Source organism: Pseudonocardia sp. N23 (assembly GCF_002583555.1).
Lineage (GTDB): Bacteria > Actinomycetota > Actinomycetes > Mycobacteriales > Pseudonocardiaceae > Pseudonocardia.
In genome coordinates this window covers 1-20,164 of sequence record NZ_BEGX01000003.1, presented here as the reverse complement: position 1 = coordinate 20,164, position 20,164 = coordinate 1, and the positions used below count along the sequence as shown (strand labels likewise).

19 protein-coding genes are annotated in these 20,164 nt (G+C 73.5%); 10 read left to right on the top strand and 9 right to left on the bottom strand.

From position 1 onward, the window contains the following. The 5 genes from TOK_RS01850 to TOK_RS01830 all read right to left on the bottom strand — a co-directional run. Nucleotides 1-2,463 (bottom strand): AAA family ATPase (locus tag TOK_RS01850; protein WP_098956016.1); only part of this gene is annotated, 2,463 nt, incomplete at its 3' end. Between the two features lie 258 nt (nucleotides 2,464-2,721). Continuing rightward, on the bottom strand, nucleotides 2,722-3,120 hold the full coding sequence (locus TOK_RS01845) for a nitrile hydratase accessory protein (protein WP_098956009.1): 399 nt from the start codon (nucleotides 3,118-3,120) through the stop codon (nucleotides 2,722-2,724). Between the two features lie 22 nt (nucleotides 3,121-3,142). Further along, the gene (gene nthA, locus TOK_RS01840) at nucleotides 3,143-3,763 is read right to left on the bottom strand and encodes a nitrile hydratase subunit alpha (RefSeq protein ID WP_216361817.1); all 621 of its coding nucleotides are present in this window, start codon (nucleotides 3,761-3,763) and stop codon (nucleotides 3,143-3,145) included. Then, nucleotides 3,760-4,443 (bottom strand): nitrile hydratase subunit beta, encoded by a 684-nt coding sequence (gene nthB, locus TOK_RS01835; protein WP_098956008.1) that lies wholly within the window; start codon nucleotides 4,441-4,443, stop codon nucleotides 3,760-3,762. The genes nthA and nthB overlap by 4 nt, the downstream gene beginning before the upstream one ends. Nucleotides 4,444-4,660: 217 nt before the next feature. After that, nucleotides 4,661-5,131 carry a MarR family winged helix-turn-helix transcriptional regulator gene (locus tag TOK_RS01830; RefSeq protein WP_305775552.1) on the bottom strand — a complete coding sequence of 157 codons (471 nt, stop codon included), beginning with the start codon at nucleotides 5,129-5,131 and terminating at the stop codon, nucleotides 4,661-4,663. 46 nt (nucleotides 5,132-5,177) lie between these two features. Between TOK_RS01830 and TOK_RS01825 the strand changes: the two genes are divergently transcribed. Continuing rightward, nucleotides 5,178-5,585, top strand: a complete 408-nt coding sequence (locus TOK_RS01825) for a DUF5313 family protein (protein ID WP_098956007.1) — start codon at nucleotides 5,178-5,180, stop codon at nucleotides 5,583-5,585. A gap of 28 nt (nucleotides 5,586-5,613) precedes the next feature. On the opposite strand, the gene TOK_RS01820 is transcribed toward TOK_RS01825, so the two are convergent. After that, a complete protein-coding gene (locus TOK_RS01820; RefSeq protein WP_253258128.1) occupies nucleotides 5,614-7,041 on the bottom strand; it encodes a helix-turn-helix domain-containing protein in 1,428 nt (475 codons plus the stop codon). A gap of 294 nt (nucleotides 7,042-7,335) precedes the next feature. Between TOK_RS01820 and TOK_RS01815 the strand changes: the two genes are divergently transcribed. The 8 genes from TOK_RS01815 to TOK_RS01780 all read left to right on the top strand — a co-directional run bounded on the left by TOK_RS01815 (nucleotide 7,336) and on the right by TOK_RS01780 (nucleotide 16,835). Continuing rightward, nucleotides 7,336-8,070 (top strand): response regulator transcription factor, encoded by a 735-nt coding sequence (locus TOK_RS01815; protein ID WP_098956006.1) that lies wholly within the window; start codon nucleotides 7,336-7,338, stop codon nucleotides 8,068-8,070. 174 nt (nucleotides 8,071-8,244) lie between these two features. Next, nucleotides 8,245-8,964: a helix-turn-helix domain-containing protein gene (locus TOK_RS01810; RefSeq protein ID WP_216361816.1), complete on the top strand. Its 720-nt coding sequence runs from the start codon at nucleotides 8,245-8,247 to the stop codon at nucleotides 8,962-8,964. Nucleotides 8,965-9,934: 970 nt separating this feature from the next. Continuing rightward, complete coding sequence (locus TOK_RS01805; protein WP_098956005.1) at nucleotides 9,935-10,270, top strand: hypothetical protein; 336 nt, start codon at nucleotides 9,935-9,937, stop codon at nucleotides 10,268-10,270. An 11-nt stretch (nucleotides 10,271-10,281) separates the two neighbouring features. Further along, complete coding sequence (locus TOK_RS01800) at nucleotides 10,282-12,117, top strand: selenium-binding family protein (RefSeq protein WP_253258127.1); 1,836 nt, start codon at nucleotides 10,282-10,284, stop codon at nucleotides 12,115-12,117. A 73-nt stretch (nucleotides 12,118-12,190) separates the two neighbouring features. Beyond that, nucleotides 12,191-14,815 carry a hypothetical protein gene (locus TOK_RS01795; RefSeq protein ID WP_098956004.1) on the top strand — a complete coding sequence of 875 codons (2,625 nt, stop codon included), beginning with the start codon at nucleotides 12,191-12,193 and terminating at the stop codon, nucleotides 14,813-14,815. 22 nt (nucleotides 14,816-14,837) lie between these two features. Further along, a complete protein-coding gene (locus TOK_RS01790; protein WP_098956003.1) occupies nucleotides 14,838-16,130 on the top strand; it encodes a YeeE/YedE family protein in 1,293 nt (430 codons plus the stop codon). Between the two features lie 37 nt (nucleotides 16,131-16,167). Continuing rightward, nucleotides 16,168-16,392, top strand: coding sequence for a hypothetical protein (locus TOK_RS01785; protein ID WP_098956002.1), 225 nt, complete (start codon nucleotides 16,168-16,170; stop codon nucleotides 16,390-16,392). Between the two features lie 134 nt (nucleotides 16,393-16,526). After that, nucleotides 16,527-16,835, top strand: coding sequence for an STAS domain-containing protein (locus tag TOK_RS01780; RefSeq protein ID WP_172457349.1), 309 nt, complete (start codon nucleotides 16,527-16,529; stop codon nucleotides 16,833-16,835). Here TOK_RS01780 and TOK_RS01775 read toward each other — a convergent pair. Then, on the bottom strand, nucleotides 16,805-17,830 hold the full coding sequence (locus tag TOK_RS01775; RefSeq protein ID WP_098956000.1) for a 6-phosphofructokinase: 1,026 nt from the start codon (nucleotides 17,828-17,830) through the stop codon (nucleotides 16,805-16,807). The two genes, TOK_RS01780 and TOK_RS01775, sit on opposite strands and share 31 nt — an antisense overlap. A 138-nt stretch (nucleotides 17,831-17,968) precedes the next feature. Then, the gene (locus tag TOK_RS01770; protein ID WP_098956010.1) at nucleotides 17,969-18,529 is read right to left on the bottom strand and encodes an ATP-dependent Clp protease proteolytic subunit; all 561 of its coding nucleotides are present in this window, start codon (nucleotides 18,527-18,529) and stop codon (nucleotides 17,969-17,971) included. A gap of 376 nt (nucleotides 18,530-18,905) precedes the next feature. On the opposite strand from TOK_RS01770, the gene TOK_RS01765 reads away from it, so the two are divergent. Next, nucleotides 18,906-19,334, top strand: a complete 429-nt coding sequence (locus tag TOK_RS01765) for a hypothetical protein (protein ID WP_098955999.1) — start codon at nucleotides 18,906-18,908, stop codon at nucleotides 19,332-19,334. Nucleotides 19,335-19,340: 6 nt separating this feature from the next. Here TOK_RS01765 and TOK_RS01760 read toward each other — a convergent pair. Next, the coding region (locus TOK_RS01760) for a hypothetical protein (protein ID WP_216361815.1) at nucleotides 19,341-20,164 on the bottom strand (824 nt) is incomplete at its 5' end.

Below are 20,164 nucleotides of genomic sequence, written 5' to 3'. Positions count from 1 at the left end.
CTTGGCTTCGGCGAAGCGGTCGAGGTGTTGCAGGAGCGCACCCCGGTAGGCCAGGGCGACGGCGGTGGTCGGGTCGCCCGGGTCGGAGCCCAGCACGCGTTCGTAGGCCTCGCCCGCGCCGTCGTAGTCGCCGTCCCAGTGCCGGACCCGTCCGAGCAGCAGTGTGGCGCTGGGCAGCGCGCCGGGTGCGGCGGCGGCGCTCTCGGCGAGTTCGGTGGCCTGTTCGGCGAGGTCGACGGCGGCCATGGCGTCGCGGGCGTAGAGGGCGGTCCAGCCCAGCTGCTCCAGGACGCGGGCCTCCAGCTCCGAGTCGCCGACGTCGCGGGCCAGGGCGAGTGCCTCGTCGAGGTCGGCGCGGGCGTCGTCGTAGCGGCCCAGGTCGCCGCGGGCCCGGCCGCGGCGCATCAGGGCCTCGGCCAGCCGGTCGGGTTCGCCGACGGTCCGTGCGGCTTCCACGGCCTGCGAGATCAGCTGCTCGGCGTCGATGTGGGCGAAGCCGAGGTGCGCGACGTGCGCCGCCGCGAGCCACGCCGTGACCGCCCCCGACCAGTCGCGGGCCTCGGCGAGGTGGCGCGCGGCGGCCTCGGGACGGCCACGCAGCATCCGGGCGGCCCGGCGGTGCCGGGAGATGCGGACCGGCTCGGGCATCGAGGCGTAGGCGACCTGGCGGACGATGTCGTTGCTGAACCGGAAGCTCTCGCCCTGGGTGATGATCAGGCCCGCCCGCAGCGCCCGGCTCGCGCGCCGCGCGCAGTCCTCGACGTCGAGCCCGCTCAGCTCGGCCACGTCGTCGAGGGAGAAGGCCATGCCGAGCACGGCGCCTTGCGCGAGGAGCAACGCGACCGGCTCGCCGGCGTGCTCGATGCGTCCGGCGACCGAGTCCTGCAGCGTGGGCGGGACCGGTACCCCGCCGCGCGACGACGACGGCGGCGGCTGGCGCAGCAGCTCGGTGAGGAACAGCGGCGATCCGCCAGTCCAGGACAGCAGCTGGTCGGGGTCGTGGCCGGTGCCGGCCCGCTCGACGAGGACGCCGACGTCGGCGTGGGTGAGCGGACCCAGGTCGATGCGGCGCGCGACGTCGCGCAGGATGTCGGTGACCGGCTGGTCCTCCGAGGTGCGCTCGGTGAGGACGACCATCGCGCGGCTGCCCTCCCAGTGCCCGGCCAGCAGGTGCAGGGCCTCGAGCGTCGGGGTGCCGGCGTACTGCATGTCCTCGATGATCAGCAGCACCGGCTGGCGGGCCGAGAGCCGCACGATGAAGCCCGCGAGCGCGTCGAGGCTGCGGCGGTGTTCGAGCTCGGGCGCCGCCCGGGTGTAGGGCGTCTCGCCGACGACGCCCACCAGCTCGGGCACCAGCTCGGCGAGCGTGCCGATGCGGTTGCCCGCGACCTCCCGCACCTCCGCGGGCGCCATCCGGTGCACGACGGTGCGGATCGCCTCCACGAGCGGCTGCAGGTACAGCGACCGCTCGGCCTCGAAGCAGTCGACGCGCAGGACGAGCCCACCGGTGCGACGCGGCTCGGCGGCGAAGGCGGTGACCAGGGCGCTCTTGCCGATGCCGGCCTCGCCGGTGACGACGGTCAGTGCAGGGCGGCCCGCGGCGGCGCCTTCCCACAGCTCGCGCAGCATGGCCAGCTCGGTGTCGCGGCCGACGACGGGCTCGACCCGGTCGGGGACGCCGACGTGGGGCTGGCGCGAGGGATGGTCGATCGCGTTGGGGCTCTCGGAGCGCAGCACCGACAGGAACAGGGCCTGCGTGGCGGGGGAGGGGTCGCTTCCGAGCTGCTCGGACATCGCGACGCGCAGCGTGCGGTAGGCGACGAGCGCCGCGCTGGAACGCCCGGCCCGCTGGTGGCCGAGCATGACGGTGCGGCAGGCCTCCTCGTCGAACGGGTCGTCCCGCAGGGCCGTGGAGGCGATCTCGACGGCCGCGTCGAACGCGCCGAGCTCGACGGCGGCGGCGCTCCAGCAGATCCGGGCGCGGCGGAGCAGCCGTTTCACCGACCGGCGCAGTGTGTCGACCCAGGGGCCGTCGTGTTCGCCCGCGAGGGGGACGTCGGCGTCGAGGAGCTTCGCGGCGTGCTCGGCGCTCGTCGACGCCAGGGCGCTGCGGCCGTGGGAGAGCTCGAACTCCGCCGTCTCGACGAGGTCGACGGCCTCGTGGAGGTCGACCGCGACGTCGTCGGCGACGAGCCGGTAGCCGGCGGCGGACCCGTCGATGCGTTCCTTGCCGATCGCCTTGCGCAGCCTGCTGACGAGAGCGGCGATGTTGCGGTCGGCCCGTTCCGGGGCCTCGTCGTTGTCCCAGAGGGCGTCGACCAGCGTGCCCACGGAGACGAACTCGCCGCGACGTTCGGCGAGCACGGCGAGTGCCCTCCGCGCCTTCCCGGTGGGGACGGGGCCCGCGAGAGCGCCCTCGACCGTGAAGGGGCCGAGCAAGCGAATGCGCAGGCCCGTCGTCACCACGTGGACTCTACTCGGACTCGGTACTCCGATCGGCTCTCGGCATCCGTCCGTAACCATGCCTCAACAGCGGATATCGGGGTGTGGGCCGCGTAATCACGTGCTGGGCGGAAATCGCCGGGGAATGGCGCGGGGTGGGACGGGAAATGCGGTCCGGAAGGCTCACGAAAAGTGGTCCGGAACACGTGCGGATACGAACGACGGCCGCACCCGAATGGGGTGCGGCCGTCGTTCGCGGACAGCGCCGTGCGGGGCAGGTCAGTGCCCGTGGCCGTGCCCGTGGCCGTGGCCGTGGCCGTGCTCGTCGTCGCGGTGGTCGTGACCCGCGGGGCGGGCCGCGAGCTCCTCGACGCGCTGGGCGATCTCGTCGGTGAAGACGGTTCCGTCACCAGCGAGAACGTCCTCGAGCGCGCCGAGCCACTGCGTGTAGTAGGAGAAGCACTCACCCTCGGGATGGTGGTTCTCCCACCCGGCGATGCGGGCGATGAGGGCGGCCTGGAACTGCGGCCAGGCGAACAGCCCCGAGTCGTGCAGGGTCAGTGCCATGCCGAAGGCGCGGGACTCCCACGGCTCGGCGAACACGAGCTCGCCGTTCGCCCTCGGGGGCGCCGAGTTCTCGTCGGCGTTCAGGTCGATCAGGTTCGGGGCCGCACTCATCGGACCACTTCCTCCTCGGGAATCAGGGAGCGCTGATGTGCGCCACGCCGACGAGGGCGTCACGGGTGATCAGCGGGATGAGCTCCTCCTCGGAGAAGCCCTCGGTGCCGGCGGGCTGCTGCGGGAGTACCAGCCAGCGGACCTCGGCGGACGAGTCGCGCACGATGATCTCGACGTCGTCGCCGACCTCACAGCCCATCTCCGAGAGCACCTTGCGGGGCTCGCGGACGACCCGCGCGCGGTAGGCGGGATCCTTGTACCAGGCCGGGGGCAGCCCGAGGACCGGCCACGGGTAGCACGAGCAGAGGGTGCAGACGACGACGTTGTGCACGCTGTCGCTGTTCTCGACGACCACGATGTGCTCGCCCTGGGGGCCGGCGAAGCCGAGCTCCTTGATGGCGGCGGTGCCCTCGGCGAGCAGCCGGGCCTTGTACTCGGGGTCGGTCCACGCCTTGGCGACGACCTTCGCCCCGTTGAGGGGGCCGACGGCCGTCTCGTAGGTGGCGATGAACTTGTCCATCACGTTCGGGTCGACCAGGCCGCGCTCGGTGAGGAGCTGCTCGAGGGCCTCGGTGCGCAGCGCGGGGCTGATCCGGTTCCCGGAGCCGTCGAGGTGCTCGTCGGGGTTCAGGGCGGTGCTCACGCGGCGTTCTCCTTGTCCTGCAGGTAGTTGTCGAAGAGCTCGATGGTCAGCTCGAACGGCTCGGCGTCGGACCCGTAGAGCTCGGTGGAGGTGAACCGAACCGAGTAGACGTGCTGGGCGTTCTCGCCGAGGAACCGGGCGTGGGTCTCGGGGAACACGTGCGCGGGCTGGATGGCCTCGACGACGCCGCGGTGGCCGCGGACGTAGGCGGGCAGCTTGTTCGCGTCCGACTCGACGTCGGTCACGACGGTGACGGCGTCACCCACCGCGAACCGCGGGGCCTCCTCGACCTGGCGCAGCGAACCGGCGGCGGTCGGGGCATAGTCCGGCTTGTTCGGCTCGGGGTCGGCCGGCTGCTCGACGGACTCGCCCGCGTTGGCTCGGGCCCTCGCGTCGACGGCGCCGGGGGCGATGATCCCGGACTCGACGAGCATCAGCTCCGACGCGTTCAGCCAGCGGCCGTAGTAGTCGTCGTCGAAGTAGGACTTGGAGTCCAGCCGCCCGAGGGCGTAGCGGAACGCGTCGAGGTTCTGCCCCGACACCCGGCCCATGGCCAACAGGGTGAGCGCGAACGCCCGGCCCTCCCATGCGTCGTGGAACGGGGGGTCCTGGTCCTGCGGGGGCGGCGGGGACACCTTTCCCCAGCCGGTGGCACCACCGAGATCGGCAACGCTGTCCATGCACACCACACCTTTCTGACGCAAGCCCGGGGCGCCCGGCGCCCGGGTGTCGATCACGGCTGCGGCCCGCGCGTGGCGTCTCGTCGGGCCGGTGCAGTCGCGTCTCATAGTAGACCTGCGCACACTATTGGATACGAAGGCACGCGGCTATGGGCGGCCACCCGCACGGGGTACCCGCTGCGAGTGGGCGTGCACAGCGGCTCCGCGCCGCCGTCGGTCAGGGGCGGGCGGCGGCGATCACCGAGGTCAGGGACGCGTGCAGGGACTCCAGCTCCGACAGCGGCATGCCGAGTCGGGCGATGATCGCGGGCGGCACCTGCTCCGCCTGCGCCCGCAGCGAGGCGCCCTCGTCGGTCAGCGTGACGGCCAGGACGCGTTCGTCCTCGGTCGAGCGGCGCCGCACGACGAGCCCTGCGGCCTCCAGGCGCTTGAGCAAGGGCGACAACGTGCCGGGGTCGAGCGCGAGCAGCCCGGCGAGGTCCTTCACCGACAGCGGCGAGCGTTCCCAGAGTGCGAGCATCACCAGGTACTGCGGATGCGTCAGACCCATCGGCTCGAGCACCGGGCGGTAGAGCGCGATGACGTTGCGCGCGGCCACCGCCAGCGCGAAGCACACCTGTCGGTCGAGCTTCAGCAGGTCGACCGGCTCGCCGACGTCGGTTCGGTCACTCCGGTGCACGTGGGTCACCCCGACAGCGTACCTTTGTTTTGTACACCAATCATTGGGGTGAGAAATGAGCACGACGCGTCGCCCGGGCCCCCTGCGCTGGCTCCTCTACGCCTTCGGTGCCGGCCTGCCCGCCGCGTACAAGGACTGGGTGCTCCACGACGTCAGCACCCGCACCTGGCAGCTGCGTCACCTCGCGCGCACGACCATCCAGCTCGCGCCCATCGCGATCCTGCTCTACGTCTTCATCCCCGGCCAGGCGTGGGTGCGTGCCCTGGCAGTCCTCTCCGGGCTGATCCTCGGCTACTTCTACTCGCTCGCCTACATGTACGAGACCGCCGAGCACCGCGCGGTCAAGGCAGGCTGGCCCCTGGGGACGGCCGCGGGCGTCCGCAACGAGGACAGGGCCGACGAGATCGCCGCCGAGAAGGAGCGCTATAACGAGCGCTGGCGCACCGAGCTGCCGCCCGGCTGAGGCCCCGTCGCCCGAGGTTCCGCGGAGGTCAGTCGCGCAGCAGGCGCGCGCGGCGCATCGCGACAGCGGCCAGCCGCGTGTCACCCGGCGGCAGGATCGCGACCAGCCGGTCGTGCACCTCGAGGTCGCCGCGACCCAGGGGATGCCCCGCGAAGGTGTGCAGCAGGTCGGCGTCGTCGGTGTCGAGGACGGCCCGGCGCAGGCCCGCCTCCAGCTCGTCGCGCAGCTCCCGGATCTCCGGCGCGTCCGACCTCGGCAGCAACGGTCCTCCGCACGCCGCGAGCGCCGCCTCCACGCGCCCCGCCTGCAGGGCCGCGCGCACCGCGCCGAAGTCGCTGTCGACGGTGGCGTCCAGCCGGTACGGCCTGGTGCGCAGCACGCCGGACCCGATCGACGCCCGCAACCGGTGGATCTCGCCGCGCACCGTCGTCGGGTTGCCGTCGTCGCCGTAGAGCATCTGCGCCAGCCGCTCGCCGGACACCCCGTCCGGGTGCAGCGCGAGCATCGTCAGCACCTCCGCGGGACGCAGCGTCAGCGGCACCGGCCGACCGTCGTGGGTCAGCCGCGGCGACCCGTCGCCCATGAACCGCATCGAGAGCGCCGACCGCGGGGACGGCCGCGACGCCGCCGTCGCCGCCCGCAGCAGGAACCCCTCCGCGAGTTGCTCGACCAGCATCTCCTGGCCGTCGGCCAGCATCACCCGGTCCGAGCCCTCGGTGATCGCGACGCGCTCGGGCCAGCGCCCGTACGGCTCGCCCGCGATGATCCGGCCGGTCGGTGTGACCAGCGCCCCCGGCGCGCCGCGCAGGCTCGCCAGGTGGGGCATGTTGCGCATGCGCAGCCGCTCGTCGGCGATCGCGACCCGCACCCGCAGCTGGTTCTCCGCGAGCGTCGCCGTCGTCGACACCAGCTGCACCAGCGCCGGGTGCGCCGTGTGCAGCGGACCGCTGATGTCGATGGCGCCGACGATCGCGCCCGTGTCGGGGTCGTGCACCGGGGCCGCGACGCACGTCCACGCGTGGAAGGCGCGGACCAGGTGCTCGGCCGAGTGGATCTGGACGGGCGCGTCGAGGGCCAGCGTCGTGCCCATCGCGTTGGTGCCGATCTTCTCCTCGCTGACCTGCGTCCCGGGGAACAGCCCCACCCGGTCGGCGTCGGTCAGCAGCCGCGACGCGCCGTCACGCCACAGGATGTGGCCCTCGGCGTCGGTCACCAGCATGACGTGCATCGCCTCGTCGGCGATGCTGACGAGCGTGCTGCGCAGCAGTGGCATCACCGAGTTCAGCGGGTGGTCGGCGCGCAACGTCGGCAGGTCGTCGGAGGAGAACACCACGGGCGGGGTGGGCTTCTCGGGATCGACGTGCGCCGCCAGGCTGCGCTGCCACGACGCCGAGATGATCGGCCGGGGGGCCTGGCCCTCGCCCGCGAGCCGGGTCGACGGGCCGCCCGCGGACATCACGTCGTCGAAGACCTCGGACAGCGTGCGGGCACGCGCCACCGGGTCCTCGACACCCCGGCGCTCGGATCGCGGACTCGACACGTGCCCCCTTCCCGCATCGTCGACGGGTGGTACGCGGTGCTCCGGACCCCTGTGCATCATCGCCCACCCGCGTCGACGCAGGCAAGCGAGGGGCGACCTCACCTAGTGGTCAGTGCAACGAACGCGCAACGTGGCGCTCGCTACGTTGCCGACAGTGGGGCGCCGAGCACGTGACGGCGCCCGGACCAGAAGTACGAGGAGGCACCGCCGATGACCGTCGACGCCGTACTCGCGAGGCCCGGGAACGCGCGTGACGCGGACCGGGACCACGCAATCGGACAACGCACTGGGCGCATCCTCGTGGTCGACGGCGAGGGGATCGTCCGCTTCGGCCTCCGGCAGCTCTTCGCCGCCGAACCCGATCTCGCGGTCGTCGGCGAGGCCGGCACCGCCCGCGACGCGCTCCTGATCGCCGACCGGTGCCGCCCCGACCTCGTCATCATCGACATCGAGCTCGGCGGCGGGTCCGGTGCGGGCGGCGCCGAGCGCGTCGGCGTCGAGGTCGCGCGGACCCTGCTGCAGCGCCGTCGCGGTGTCCGGGTGCTCGTGCTCACCAACTGCCGTGATCGTGACGTCATGCTCCGCACCGTCCGCAGCGGCGTGCACGGCTACCTGCGCAAGGGCGTCGAGACCGGCGAGATCGTGCGTGCCGTCCGGTCGCTGCTGCGCGGCGAGAGCGTCTTCGACTCACGCACCACCTCCGTCGTCGTCGACGTGCTGCGCGACGAGGACGGCGGGGCCAAGCCCCGCGGGCAGATGCTCACCGAGCGCGAGAACCAGGTCCTCAAGCTGCTCGCCGTCGGCATGAGCAACCGCGAGATCGCCGTCCGGCTGCTCATCTCCGAGGCCACCGTGAAGTTCCACGTCCGCAACCTGCGCGAGAAGCTCGACGTCCGCCGCCGGACGGAGATCGTGTACACCGCGACCAGACAGGGAATGGTGTGACCAAGGCCCTGCCCCACACCTGACCTCCAGGTGAGAGGCTCGGTCCCGATCCGGCGCCCGGCCGGCCCGGTGGACGCGTCCTGACCGGTGTGCCACCGTGGCCACACGATCGGGTGAACTCATGGGACCGGCCCGCGCCGGTCCGGGGGACGCGAGGAAGCAGGCGACGACGCCATGGCCACCACACCGCGACGACGTGCGGCCTCGAAGGCGACGTCGAACGGCGCCGCTCCCTCCGCCGCCGGCCCCGCACCCGAGGGCCCCGCTCCCGACGTGGCCGTGCCGGACGGTGCCGAGGCCGAGCAGGCTCGTCCTGCTGCGTGGGAGACCATCGTCGGCGCCATCGGGCCCAAGGTCCGTGAGGTCCGCCGGCTGCACGGCCTCTCGCTGCAGCAGCTCGCCGCCCGTTCCGAGGTGTCCGCCGCCGCCATCCACAAGGTCGAGCGCGGCGACATGGTCCCTACCATCACGACGCTGCTCAAGCTGTCGGCCGCCCTCGGCCGGCCCATCGGCTTCTTCGTCGACGACGCCGAGTGGGCCGGGCCAGTCGGCGTCCACGTGCGCGCCGCGGAGCGGCCCGTCGCGCCCGCCGACTGGGCGCCCTCGGCGCAGGGCGTCGAGGCGGGGGCCATCGCCGTGCCCGGCGAACGGCTCCATGCCGGCGCTGTCTGGGCCCGCATCGAGCCCGGCGGCAACAGCGGTGAGGCCCGCTCCGTCCGGTCCGGTGAGGAGCTCGTCCTCGTCGTCGACGGCAGCCTGACCGTCGACATCGCCGGCGAGGTGTACCGGCTCGAACAGGGCGACTCGCTGCAGTTCCCCGCCGACCGCCCCCACAGCTGGCGCAACACGGGTCGCCGCGCCGCGAACGTCGCCTGGTGGTACCTGCACGGATGAGGCCCCCGGCGAACGCCGGGCCGCCGAACGGTTCCCGGTCGTGCTCGCGGCGGTTCTGCCGACATCCGCCGAGCGCGACCCGGACGGTGCCGGGTCGCCCGTCGAACCCGGCGACCGGGTTGTCAGTCGGTCACGACCGTGCCCTGTGGTGGAGCGCGCGCCGGCCCGGACCGGCGTCGGTGCGTTCCCACAGCGTCGCGCGCCGGGTGACGCGGGGGCCGGTGCGGTGGCAGCCAAATGTCCGGTCGCGGGCGGAGACCCGCGGGCGGTCGGTCGTGCTACTCGGAGTGATCGTCCGGGGAGGCCGGCGCGTCGGGTCGGGCCCGGGGGAGTGCGGTGTGGCTCACGGCGGCCCTGGTGGGCGCCGAGCAGGTGGAGGGGTTCCCGTGCCTGCGTCACACGATCGGGTGGTCACTCAGCGGTCCGGGTTCGCTGTGCAGTCGCCGTGCAGTGATCTTCGTTCTTGCAGGTCACAGTAATGTACGGGCATTTCGGCATGTCTGGGACCAGCACCGATGCACGTCTCACCGCATGATCGGCCAGGGGGCTGGTTTGACGCCCGATCGGAGCAGCGGCAATCCTTCCGACATGCACGTTCCGGCCCGTTTCGCCGCCTACCGGCGGCATGTCGACCTCCGTCGACAGGCCAGCGCGCTGTGTCCGGCGTCCGTCTGAACCCGCCCGACCCGGCCGTCCTGCCGTCGCCGATCCTGCGGACCCCTCCCGTCTGACCGAGGGAGCGCCCGCACGTCGGCGAGCCCCACGGCCCGGCTCGCCCGGACCCATGACGGCCCCGCCGCCGACCCTCCGGCCATCCCCCTGGCGCGCCCCGACGACGGGACGCGCACGTGCCGGAATCCCCGCCGCCAGGCGACCGACGACGCATCCCTCCGACGTGCCCCAGCGCACGCCGGGTCGTCGTACGCCGGCGGTCCGCTCCCCGCTCAAACCATCGAAAGGGTGCACAGTCGTGCCACTCCACAGGACGACACGCGTCGCGATCGGCGGGCTCCTGCTCGCCGCCGCGGCCACGATCGGGACCGCGGTGCCCGCCCTCGCGGCGCCCGCGCTGCCGCTGCCGGGCGGCTTGCCCGGCGGACTCCCCGTCGGGACCGGCCAGAGCTCCGACCTCGACCCCGACCAGCCCGTGCCTGCCCCGACCGCCCCGCCGATCACCCCTTCGGCGGAGGCGTTCCGCGACGGCGACCTGCTCAACCGGTTCAGCGACGTCGCGCCAGCCGGGCTGCCCGTCACCGGGCTGGGGCAGTCCGTCGCCGGCGCCACGAAGATCATTCCGGGACGTTGACGATGCGGAACATGTCGTTGCGGCGCAAGCTGCTCCTCGGCGGTCTCGCGGTCGCGGTCGTCGGCGGGGTCGTCGCGGTCCCGGCCACGTCCGACACCGCCTATGCCGACATCCAGGCCGTGCGGTCGTCGCTCACCGGTGCCGACGGCAAGGACTACTGGGTCGAGAACCACGTCGACACCGATGCGGTCGACTCCACCCGCGAGGCGCTCGCCGACGAGGGCAAGCGACCCGAGTACCTGGTGGTCTGGGCCGGTGACGAGAACGTCGCCGACACCGTCGTGCCCGACGTGAAGAACCTCCCCGGCTCGCTCGCGAACACCACGGAGAAGGTGCGCAACGCGCTGCCGGGCCCGGACTTCATGGCGGTCGTCGACGCCACACAGGGGTCGCCGACCTACGGCAAGGTCGTCAACACCGCGACGGTCGGACCGCTGGTCGAGAACGAGCCGCACCACATGCAGTACTCGTGGCGCAAGGGCGACAAGATCTACGCCGGTGGCCTCTACAGCGCCGCGACGTACGTCTTCGACGTGGCAAAGCTGCCGGCGCTGAGCCTGTCGGGCATCAGCCTGCCGTCGCAGACCCTGTGCGGCTCGGTGCCCGACGCCTACTGGGTGCTCGACGACGGCACCGCGTACGGCACCTACATGGGCGGCCCCGTCGTCCCGGGTCCCTGCACGTACACCAACGGTGAGGTCCGCACCGGCAACGGGTTCGCGGGTACTCCCGGCGAGGTCGTGCGCATCGGTGAGGACGGCAAGAACCTCGTCGAGGCCCCGGCTGCGACGACCACCGCCGAGGACCCGAAGCAGTGCCTCGACATGCCGTCGCTGGGCAAGCCGAGCTGCGCGAACCCCCACGGCATCCAGGTCCGCGAGGACCTGAACGCGATGGTCACCAGTGACTACGCCGAACCGCGGACGATCATCCTCGACCCGGTCAAGGCACCGTCGCCCTACCTGCGTCGCCCGACGGTCCGCACCTGGGACATCAGCGACCTGAACCATCCGAAGGTCAAGGCGGTGTCGTACCTGCCGGAGGGCCCGCGCTCGTCGGCGACCGACCCGCTGCACAACGAGAACCGTGCGGTCATGGAGACCACCGTGACCAACCTGCCCGGGCACAAGGGCGCGTTCGCGATGACGATGCAGGGTGGCGCGATCTTCTACACGCCCGACATCACCTCGAACGAGCCCGTGTGGAAGGAGGTCTTCGACAACACCGCCGCGATGAAGCTGATCGACCCGGCCGTGACCAACGGCGGACCCAGCGACAACGGCGGCTGGCTGCAGACCAGCCCGGACGACACGAAGCTCTACCACGCGGTCATCGGCCGCAAGCCGGGCGCGCTCGGCAAGGACGACCCGGGAACCGCGGGTGGCGTCTTCACCCTCGACATCTCCCAGCTCGTCGACGCCGGCGACGACTTCGACTGCTCGATCGAGACCAAGGACGAGATCGAGAACGGCGGCGCGGGCGCGGACTGCCCGTCGGTGCTGGGGCACGTCGCGATCAACCCGGGTGCCAAGGCCAGCGGCCCGCACTGGGGCGCGCTGGACAACCTCGAGATCGGCGAGGACGGCTTCTACCACGAGACCGACCAGCCGACCCGGATCGCAACCGCGAACTACTTCGTGGCCCGCACCGGTCTCGACGGTGACCACCGCGTCTGCATCGTGGACCAGGCCGAGGACGGCGCGCTGAGTCTCGACGAGGGGTTCCGCGACGAGAACTCGGGTCAGCCCTGCATCAACTTCAACCGCAAGAGCTGGCCGCACGGCGCCTTCGGGAACGCCAAGCCGCACTCGATGCTCTTCGTCGCCGCCGATGACGACGTCAAGTAGCTCGACCGACCGGTCCGTCCGGCGGCGTCACCCCTCGGGGTGGCGCCGCCGGACGGCGGCCCCCCTTCTCCCGGTGCCGGCCCTGCTCGTCGTGACGGCGGGACCGGCGCACGCCGACACATCCGACGCGCTGCGCGTCGCCGCCCAGCTTGGCCCGGGCCACGGGCCCGCGGCGGTGCTGCTGCGGCTCGTGCTGCTCGTCGCGCTGACTCTCACCGCGGGCGCCGGTGTCGCCGCCGCGGTCTCGCGCGGCGCCCCGCCGCGCCGCCTCTCCGTGCTCGCCTGGGCCGCGGCGGCCGTCGTGGTCGTCGGCGCCGAGGTCACCCATCTGACCGGGGCGAGCACGATGACCGGGACGATCGTGGCCGCGATGTGCGCGCTGGCGGTCCCGGTACTGCTGACCTCCCGCTGGGTCGGGGCGCCCACGGTGGCGACGACCCTGCTGCTCGCCGTCGGCCTCGGCTCCGTCCACACGGGCGGCGCGTTCGTGCTCGACGTGATCTACGCCGTCGGCGCCGCGGCCCTCGTCGGCCTGTCGATCCTCGGTGTGCTGACCGGTCCGTCGACGCGCCCGGCGATCTCCGTGCGCCCGCCTCGCGTGGACGGGGACGACGACCACGACGACACCGCCGACGAGAACGACGACCAGGACGACGACAACGACGACGGGGTGCCGCGCGACCGCGCCTCCGAACCCGTGTCCCGACGTGCGCCGGCCCGCCGGGCCGGGATGCGCGCCACAGAACGACCGGTCGCCGTGGGCGTCCGTCGCGGGAGTGCGGTCCCCGCGACCGACGGGGGAACCACGGCGACCGGCTCCGCCCGGGCAGCGCGGGACCGGAGCAGGGACGCTGCGCTGCGCCGCCCCGGCGCCCGTGCCGACGCCCGCGTGGACGGGCCCGCCGGAGCTGCCTCGCGCGGCCGGGTCGCGACGAACGCGACCGGCGCCCGCCCTGAGGAGAAGCCGTTGCACCGCAACGGAGCAGATCGTCACCGTTCGACGGTGACGAACCGGGTGGGGACCCGGGAGTCGGCGCGGACCGGAACCGGGCCGGCGGCTCGCGCCGCCACCCCGGGGACGGCGCGAACGGGGAGCCGGGAAGCGACCCGGAGCGTGGCGCGTCCTGGGTCGGCCGCGGCCGACCGGGCACCTGCCCGTGCCGCCGACCGGGCCACCGCACGCGCCGATCTCGACGCCGCGAGCCGACGCCGCGCGACCGGCTCACGAGCGGGCCGCGGCACCGCCGCCGGGGGACCCGACGCCACGGGGACCCGGCGTGCCGACCGTGCACCTCAGGTCCGCCTGCCCGTGCGCCGCATCGCGATCGCGGCAGGGTCCGTCACCACCGCGGCCGGCCTCCTGCAGCTGTTCGTGTCCGGTCCCGCGACCCTCGACGACCTCCTCGCGACGCCGTACGGGCTCGTCGCGTCGGCCGGGGTCCTGCTGCCCGCGGTCGCGACCGTCCTGTGGGCGCTCACCGGCTCCCGGGCCGGCCGGGCGCGGATCGTCGAGCTGAAGCGGTTCGCGGCCGTCGCGGTGGGGGCGGGTCTCGCCGCCGTCGCGACACTGGCCGCGCTGCCCGTCCCCGCACCCGGGGCGGCCCCCGGCGAGCCGCTGCTGCGTGCCGTCGACCTCGGCGGCACCCAGCTCGCGGTGCTCGTCGCGCCGATGCGACCGGGACCGAACCTGGTGCAGGTCAGCGGGTCCGGCTACCCGGCTCCCGGTTCGACGGTCGCGACGCCCGCGGCGCCCGCCGGGCATCACGGTGGCGCGCCGGCCGGACCGGCCGGCCTCACCGTCGACGCCGGCACCGGGCCGGTCACCGTGACCACCCGGGACGGGGCGACCGGCGGCTGGGCCGTCGTCGACATCCCTGCCGGGACCGAACGGCTCACACTGCGTTCCGGACCGGTCGACGCGGCGGTCCCCGTCGACGTCGGGACCGGAGTGGGCGCCCCCACGGCGCTCGGCGGCGCGGACGGCCCGGAGTGCGCGAGCGCCCTGCTGGGGACGTTCGTCGCCCGGACCGCGGCGGGCGCGGAGTCTCCGATGCCGTCCTGCCCGTCGGACGTCCTCGCCGACGGCGACGCGGTGTCGCTGCGGGCCATGACGAACTTCGTCGGCGAGCACGGCGTCGCCGCGATCCGGCTGATGTCCGACGACTCCCCGCGCTCCGTCGCGGCGGCAGCGGTCGTCCGCGACGAGGCGGCCCGCCACGACGTGCCGCTCGTCGACGCGCCGGGCAGTGACGTGGCGCTGGTCGTCGTCGGCGGCTGGGCGCAGGCAGCGGACACGCTGCGCACCGCGACGCTGCTGGCCGGGGAGAGACCCACCTATCTGGGCGGGACCTTCCTCGCGCCGTGGCTGCTCACCCCGTCGGTGGTGACGCAGGCGCAGTCGTCGGTGCTCCCGCTGGAGTTCAGCCCGCAGGACACCGGACCGCAGCAGTACGCGGCCGCGCTGGCGGCGACGTTCCCCGGCGCGGCGCCGTCGGCGTCGGGCTACCTGGCCTGGGTCGTCGCGACGCGCTCGGCCACCGACGACCGGCCCCGGCTCTACGGTGCCGCACCCGTCGACGTCCCGATGATGTCCGGCCCCGGCGACATGGCCGACATGGGCCACGGCGCGGTCAACCCCGCGGCCTGGTTCCCCGGCGGAACCGTCGTGCCCGTCACCGGCCCGCTGGCCGGAACGTGAGACCCGAGATCAGGAGCTCCCCATGACAGTCAGTGACACCGCGCCACCGCAGGGCGGCACCGTCGTCCGCGCGCTGCGGTTCGTCCCCGAGGCCGAACGCGTCGCCTTCACCCCGAGCGCGCCGCAGGCCCCGCCCGCCAACAGGATCGTCGTCGCGGTCGGGCTCGTGCTCGCCGTCGCGCTGACCTGGGTCGTCGACCGGGTGGCCGGGCCGATCATGGCCGGGACCGCGGTGCTCGGCCTCGCGCTGGGCTTCACGCTGTTCCACTCCCGCTTCGGGTTCACCTCGGGCTGGCGCCAGCTCGCGGCGGTCGGCCAGGGCGCAGCCGTCCGCGCGCACATGCTGATGCTGGCGGCGGCGACGATCCTGTTCTCGGTGCTGCTCGCGGGCGGGTTCTCGCTGGTGGGGACACCGAAGCCGTCGGTGGCGGCCGTCGGCATCCCGCTGCTGGTGGGCGCGTTCCTGTTCGGGATCGGCATGCAGGTCGGCGGCTCCTGCGCCTCGGGGACGCTGTTCGCCGTCGGCAGCGGACAGACCGCGGTGGTGCTGACGCTGTTCGGCTTCATCGTCGGCTCGGTCCTGGCCGCGCTGACGTTCACGTTCTGGACGGTGACGATCCCGGCGGGGACGCCGATCTCGTTGGCCCAGACCTTCGGCTTCCCGGGTGCGCTCGCGCTGTCGCTCGCCGTCATGGCCGTGATCACGGCGATCACCTATGTCGTCGCCCGCAGGCGCACCCCTCCGCCCGTCGAGCGGCCGCCGTCGGCCCGCGGCATCGCGCGGGTGCTGCGCGGGTCGTGGCCCATGTGGGTGGGAGCGCTCGTGCTCGCGGTGCTCAACGCCGGCGTCCTGTTCGTCTCGGGCGGTGCGTGGGGTGTGACCTCGGCGTTCGGGCTGTGGGGCGGCAAGGTCCTGTCCGCACTGGGCGTGGACGTCGCCGGCTGGGCGTACTTCCAGGTGCCCGCCAACGCCAAGGCCCTGCAGGGCTCTGTGTTCGCCGACCGCATCTCCGTCCTCGACTTCGGCGTCATCGTCGGCGCGCTGGTCGCGTCCGCGCTCGGCGGCGCGTTCGTGCTGCACAAGCGGGTGCCGTGGAAGCTCGCGCTCGGCTCCGTCCTCGGCGGCATCGCGATGGGCTACGGCGCCCGCCTCGCCGGTGGCTGCAACATCGGCGCCTACTTCTCCGGCATCGCCTCGATGAGCCTGCACGGCTGGATCTGGGGCGTCGTCGCCCTCGGCGGGACGTTCGTCGGCCTGCGGCTGCGGCCACTGTTCGGCCTCACCAACCCGAAGCCGAGCGACTCGATCTGCTGACGGACACCCCGTCCGTACGCACAGGAAAGGAACTCACATGTTCGTTCGCAGGATCGCGGCGGTCACCGTCGGGGCCGGTGCGCTGGCGCTGTCAAGCACTGGTCTCGCCCACGCCGACGAGACCGTCCCCGCTGCACCGGTCGCGGGTGCCGTGCCGGTGCAGGTGCTGCACTTCGCGCCGGCCGTCCCCGTGCCGGACCCCACCCTCGGCCTGGGCACCGTGCTCCCGCCGGTGTTCGACCTCGTCGGCGGGCTCGGCTGATCCCGGACCCGTCGCAGGGGGCGGGGGTCGTCGCGCACGTCGCGCGGCGGCCCCCGCGTGCATGTGCGGGCCGTCACCCGACGGGGCGCACGTGCGGGGGCCGACCGATGAGTCCCGGGCGTCCCCAGCGTCACATGGACGTGAAGACCGTCGTGTTCGGCGCGGGTGGGCCCGAGCGGGCCGCGGCCGCGGTGCGCGCGCTGCTCGGTGCGGGCGCCGACGTCGAGTGCGACGTCGGCTCCGTCGTCGCGCCCGACGCGCGCGCGGTCGACACACTGCTGCGGCTGGTCCTGCACGCCCGCCGGTGCGGGGCGCGGCTGCGGTTCGTCGGGGCGCCGCAGCGGCTCACCGACCTGCTGGTCGCGTGCGGGCTCGACGGCGTCGCCGGCATCGAGCCACGCCCGCCACCGGATCAGCCGAAGAACACCGAGGCCTCGGCATAGAGGGCGGGATCGACGACCTTGAGCTGCTTCGTCGCCTCCTGCAGCGGCACCGTGACGATGTCGGTGCCGCGCAGCGCCGTCATCTGACCCCATTTGCCCGCGGCGACGGCATCGATCGCGTGCAGGCCGAAACGGGTGGCGAGCCAGCGGTCCCGGGCGGTCGGGGTACCACCGCGCTGCACGTGCCCGAGCACCGTGGTGCGGGCCTCCTTGCCGGTGCGCGCCTCGATCTCACGGCCGAGCCAGTCGCCGATGCCGCCGAGGCGGACGTGCCCGAACGCGTCCTTCTCCCCGGTGAGCAGCGTCTCCTCGCCGTCCTTGGGCATCGCGCCCTCCGACACCACGATGATCGGGGCGTACTCCAGCCGGAAGCGGCTCTCGACCCACTGGCACACCTGGTCGATGTCGAAGCGGATCTCGGGGATGAGGATCGCGTTGGCGCCGCCAGCCATCCCGGAGTGCAGCGCGATCCAGCCGGCGTGGCGGCCCATGACCTCGACGATGAGCGTCCGGTGGTGCGACTCGGCCGTGGTGTGCAGCCGGTCGATCGCCTCCGTCGCGATCGTGACCGCGGTGTCGAAGCCGAACGTGTAGTCGGTGCCGGACAGGTCGTTGTCGATCGTCTTCGGTACGCCGACGACGTTGACGCCCATCTCGTGCAGCTTCGTCGCGACCCCGAGGGTGTCCTCGCCGCCGATCGCGATCAGCGCGTCGACGCCGAGGTTCTGCAGGTTCTGCTTGATCCGTTCGACGCCGTCCTCGATCGCGAACGGGTTCGTCCGCGACGAGCCGAGGATCGTGCCGCCGCGGGGGAGGAGCCCCCGCACGGCCGGGATGTCGAGCGGCTTGGTCAGGGCCTCGAGCGGTCCGCGCCAGCCGTCGCGGAACCCGAGGAAGCTGTACCCGTACTCGGGCACCCCGCGGCGCACGATCGCACGGATGACCGCGTTGAGACCGGGGCAGTCGCCGCCGCCGGTCAGGACGCCCACGCGCATTCCGGTGGTTCCTCTCCATCGATGCAGAAGCTTCGCGGAGAGGACGCTAGCGGGTGCCGCCGCGACGCGTGCAGCGGCACGTCGGGGCGTACCCCGACCGCGCCCGGACCGCCACCGTCACAGCCGTGCCCCGAGCGGTCAGACCTCGCCGATGACCTCGTCGACCAGCCCGTACTCGCGGGCCTGCTCGGCGGTGAACCAGCGGTCGCGGTCGGCGTCGGCGACGATCGTCTCGACGTCGCGGCCGCTGTGCCGGGCGGTCAGCCTGGCCACCTCACGCTTCATGTCGGCGTAGGCGCCCGCCCGGATCGCGATGTCGGAGTGCGTGCCACCGATCCCCGCCGACGGCTGGTGCATCAGCATCCGGGTGTGCGCCAGCGCGTACCGCTTCCCCGGAGCGCCGGCGGTGACCAGGAACTGGCCCATCGACGCCGCGAACCCCAGTGCGTACGTCGCGACGTCGGGGATGATGACCTGCATCGTGTCGTAGATCGCCATCCCCGCGGTCACCGAGCCGCCGGGCGAGTTGACGTAGAACGTGATGTCGGCGTGCGGGTCGTCGGCGGCGAGCAGCAGCAGCTGGGCGGTGATGCGGTTGGCGATGGCGTCGTCGACCTCCTTGCCGAGGAACACGATCCGCTCCTCCAGCAGCCGGTCGTAGAGGCCGTCGCCCGACGCCGCACCCGCATAGCGCAGCACGGGGCCCGCGGTGCCCGGGGCGAGCGGCTGCGGTGGGCGCACCGGGGGCAGCGGCTGCGGCGGGACCGGCAGGGGCACGGGTCCCGGCCGCTCGAACCGCTCCTGCTGCGACCGGAGCGGGCCGCGGCCGCTGCCGCGGTGGTCGACGCCGAGGGTGCCGTCGCCGACCCGCGGCAGCGCGCGGACGGCGGGAGGTCGGGTGTCGGTCGGGTCGTCGGTACGTCGCACAGGAGTTCCCCCGGTCGTGAGTGGCGATGGTCGCTCCGGCGACTATCGCCACTCACCGGGCCGGGCGGGGGCCTGTTCGCCGGGGGCTGAGGGTGTTCGCGGGGAGCGGACGGGTTTCCCTGCCCCGTCCCCGTGGGTAGAGCGCCCCGTGACCGAACCGCTCGACACCACCCACGCTCGCCCCGCCGGTGCCTCCGACGAGCTCGTCGCCGCCGTCGGGAAGCTGTCCGAGGCCCTGGAGACGATCGAACGGGCCCGCGGCGCGCTCTACGAGGCCCACCAGCTCATCGGCGGCGCCGACGCAATGCTCGACGACGTCGTCGACGGCCTGCGGGCCGCCGGCCATCCCGACTGGTCCGACCGCATCGCGACCGAGCTCGTCGGTCGCAACGTACTGCCCGGCCGGTGGACCTTCCAGGTCGTCGAGGAGTTCGACGACGGCTACTACCGCGCCTGGAAGGACCTCGAACGCGGGGTCCGGGAGGCGACGACGGCCGGGCGCCGCCACGTCCACGAGGCGGAGATGAAACGTCGCCGCATCACACCCGGTGGGCCCGGCCAGGACCCCGTTCCCTGAGGCCGGTCAGCTGCAGGTGGTCGCGTCGGGAGTCCCCGAACCGGCGGACCGCTCGAACGAGATGTGTACGTGGTCGAAGTGGTTCTCGGTCTCGCTGCCGCGGTTCTCCATGCGCTGCCAGCCCGAGCCGTAGTTGATGCGCTGCTTCCAGATCACGTAGCTGATCCCGAGTGCCTCACGGTTGCGCAGCGCGCACTCGGCGATCCGGTCGCCCTCGGAGCCGCGGGTCATGAGGTCGAGCGCGAGTCCCATCGGATGGTCGGACACCCGGCCGCGGCCGGCGACGCCGATCAGGTCGGGCTCGTCGTAGAGGCAGGACAGGAACTTCGCCGCCGACGACACCCACGGCTTCACCCGGCCAAGCCCCGACACGTCGGCCGCGCACTCGGCGCGGGTCTGCGCGGCGGCTGCCTTCTGCGCGATCTCCGCCATCCCGACGGCCTTGAGCAGGGACTCGGCGTCGGCGGCCACGGGCTCGGCGCCGGTGGCCGACATCGCCGCGACCGGGCTGAACGACTGGATCCGGCTCGTCGTGGGGGAGACGACGGGCTGCGCCGCGTCGCCCGCGGTGAGCTGCAGGGCCGTGGTCGAGGCGGCGACGTCGGTGGTGCCGTTCTCGATGAGCGCGACGAGGGGGACGGTGACGGCCAGCGTGCTGCCGGCGACGGCGGCCGCCGCGAGGGCCTGTGCGCGGCCGCGGGCGGAGCCGGTGCGGCGGTGGGGTCCGGCCGGTGCCGGCACGGGTGTCGCGACCGGTGCGGCCGCTCCCACGGGCGGGTGGTGCGCGGCCGGTGCCGCCACTCCCACGGGCCGGCGGTGCGCGGCCGGTG

What these genes read in the sequence shown, in the direction of transcription:
- TOK_RS01775 (WP_098956000.1), bottom strand. Translation starts at nt 17,830, where the DNA reads ATGCGCGTGGGCGTCCTGACCGGCGGCGGCGACTGCCCCGGTCTCAAC.
- TOK_RS01815 (WP_098956006.1), top strand. Translation starts at nt 7,336, where the DNA reads ATGACCGTCGACGCCGTACTCGCGAGGCCCGGGAACGCGCGTGACGCG.
- TOK_RS01780 (WP_172457349.1), top strand. Translation starts at nt 16,527, where the DNA reads ATGGACGTGAAGACCGTCGTGTTCGGCGCGGGTGGGCCCGAGCGGGCC.
- TOK_RS01825 (WP_098956007.1), top strand. Translation starts at nt 5,178, where the DNA reads ATGAGCACGACGCGTCGCCCGGGCCCCCTGCGCTGGCTCCTCTACGCC.
- TOK_RS01810 (WP_216361816.1), top strand. Translation starts at nt 8,245, where the DNA reads ATGGCCACCACACCGCGACGACGTGCGGCCTCGAAGGCGACGTCGAAC.
- TOK_RS01820 (WP_253258128.1), bottom strand. Translation starts at nt 7,041, where the DNA reads ATGTCCGCGGGCGGCCCGTCGACCCGGCTCGCGGGCGAGGGCCAGGCC.
- TOK_RS01785 (WP_098956002.1), top strand. Translation starts at nt 16,168, where the DNA reads ATGTTCGTTCGCAGGATCGCGGCGGTCACCGTCGGGGCCGGTGCGCTG.
- TOK_RS01790 (WP_098956003.1), top strand. Translation starts at nt 14,838, where the DNA reads ATGACAGTCAGTGACACCGCGCCACCGCAGGGCGGCACCGTCGTCCGC.
- nthB (WP_098956008.1), bottom strand. Translation starts at nt 4,443, where the DNA reads ATGGACAGCGTTGCCGATCTCGGTGGTGCCACCGGCTGGGGAAAGGTG.
- TOK_RS01845 (WP_098956009.1), bottom strand. Translation starts at nt 3,120, where the DNA reads ATGAGTGCGGCCCCGAACCTGATCGACCTGAACGCCGACGAGAACTCG.
- TOK_RS01800 (WP_253258127.1), top strand. Translation starts at nt 10,282, where the DNA reads ATGTCGTTGCGGCGCAAGCTGCTCCTCGGCGGTCTCGCGGTCGCGGTC.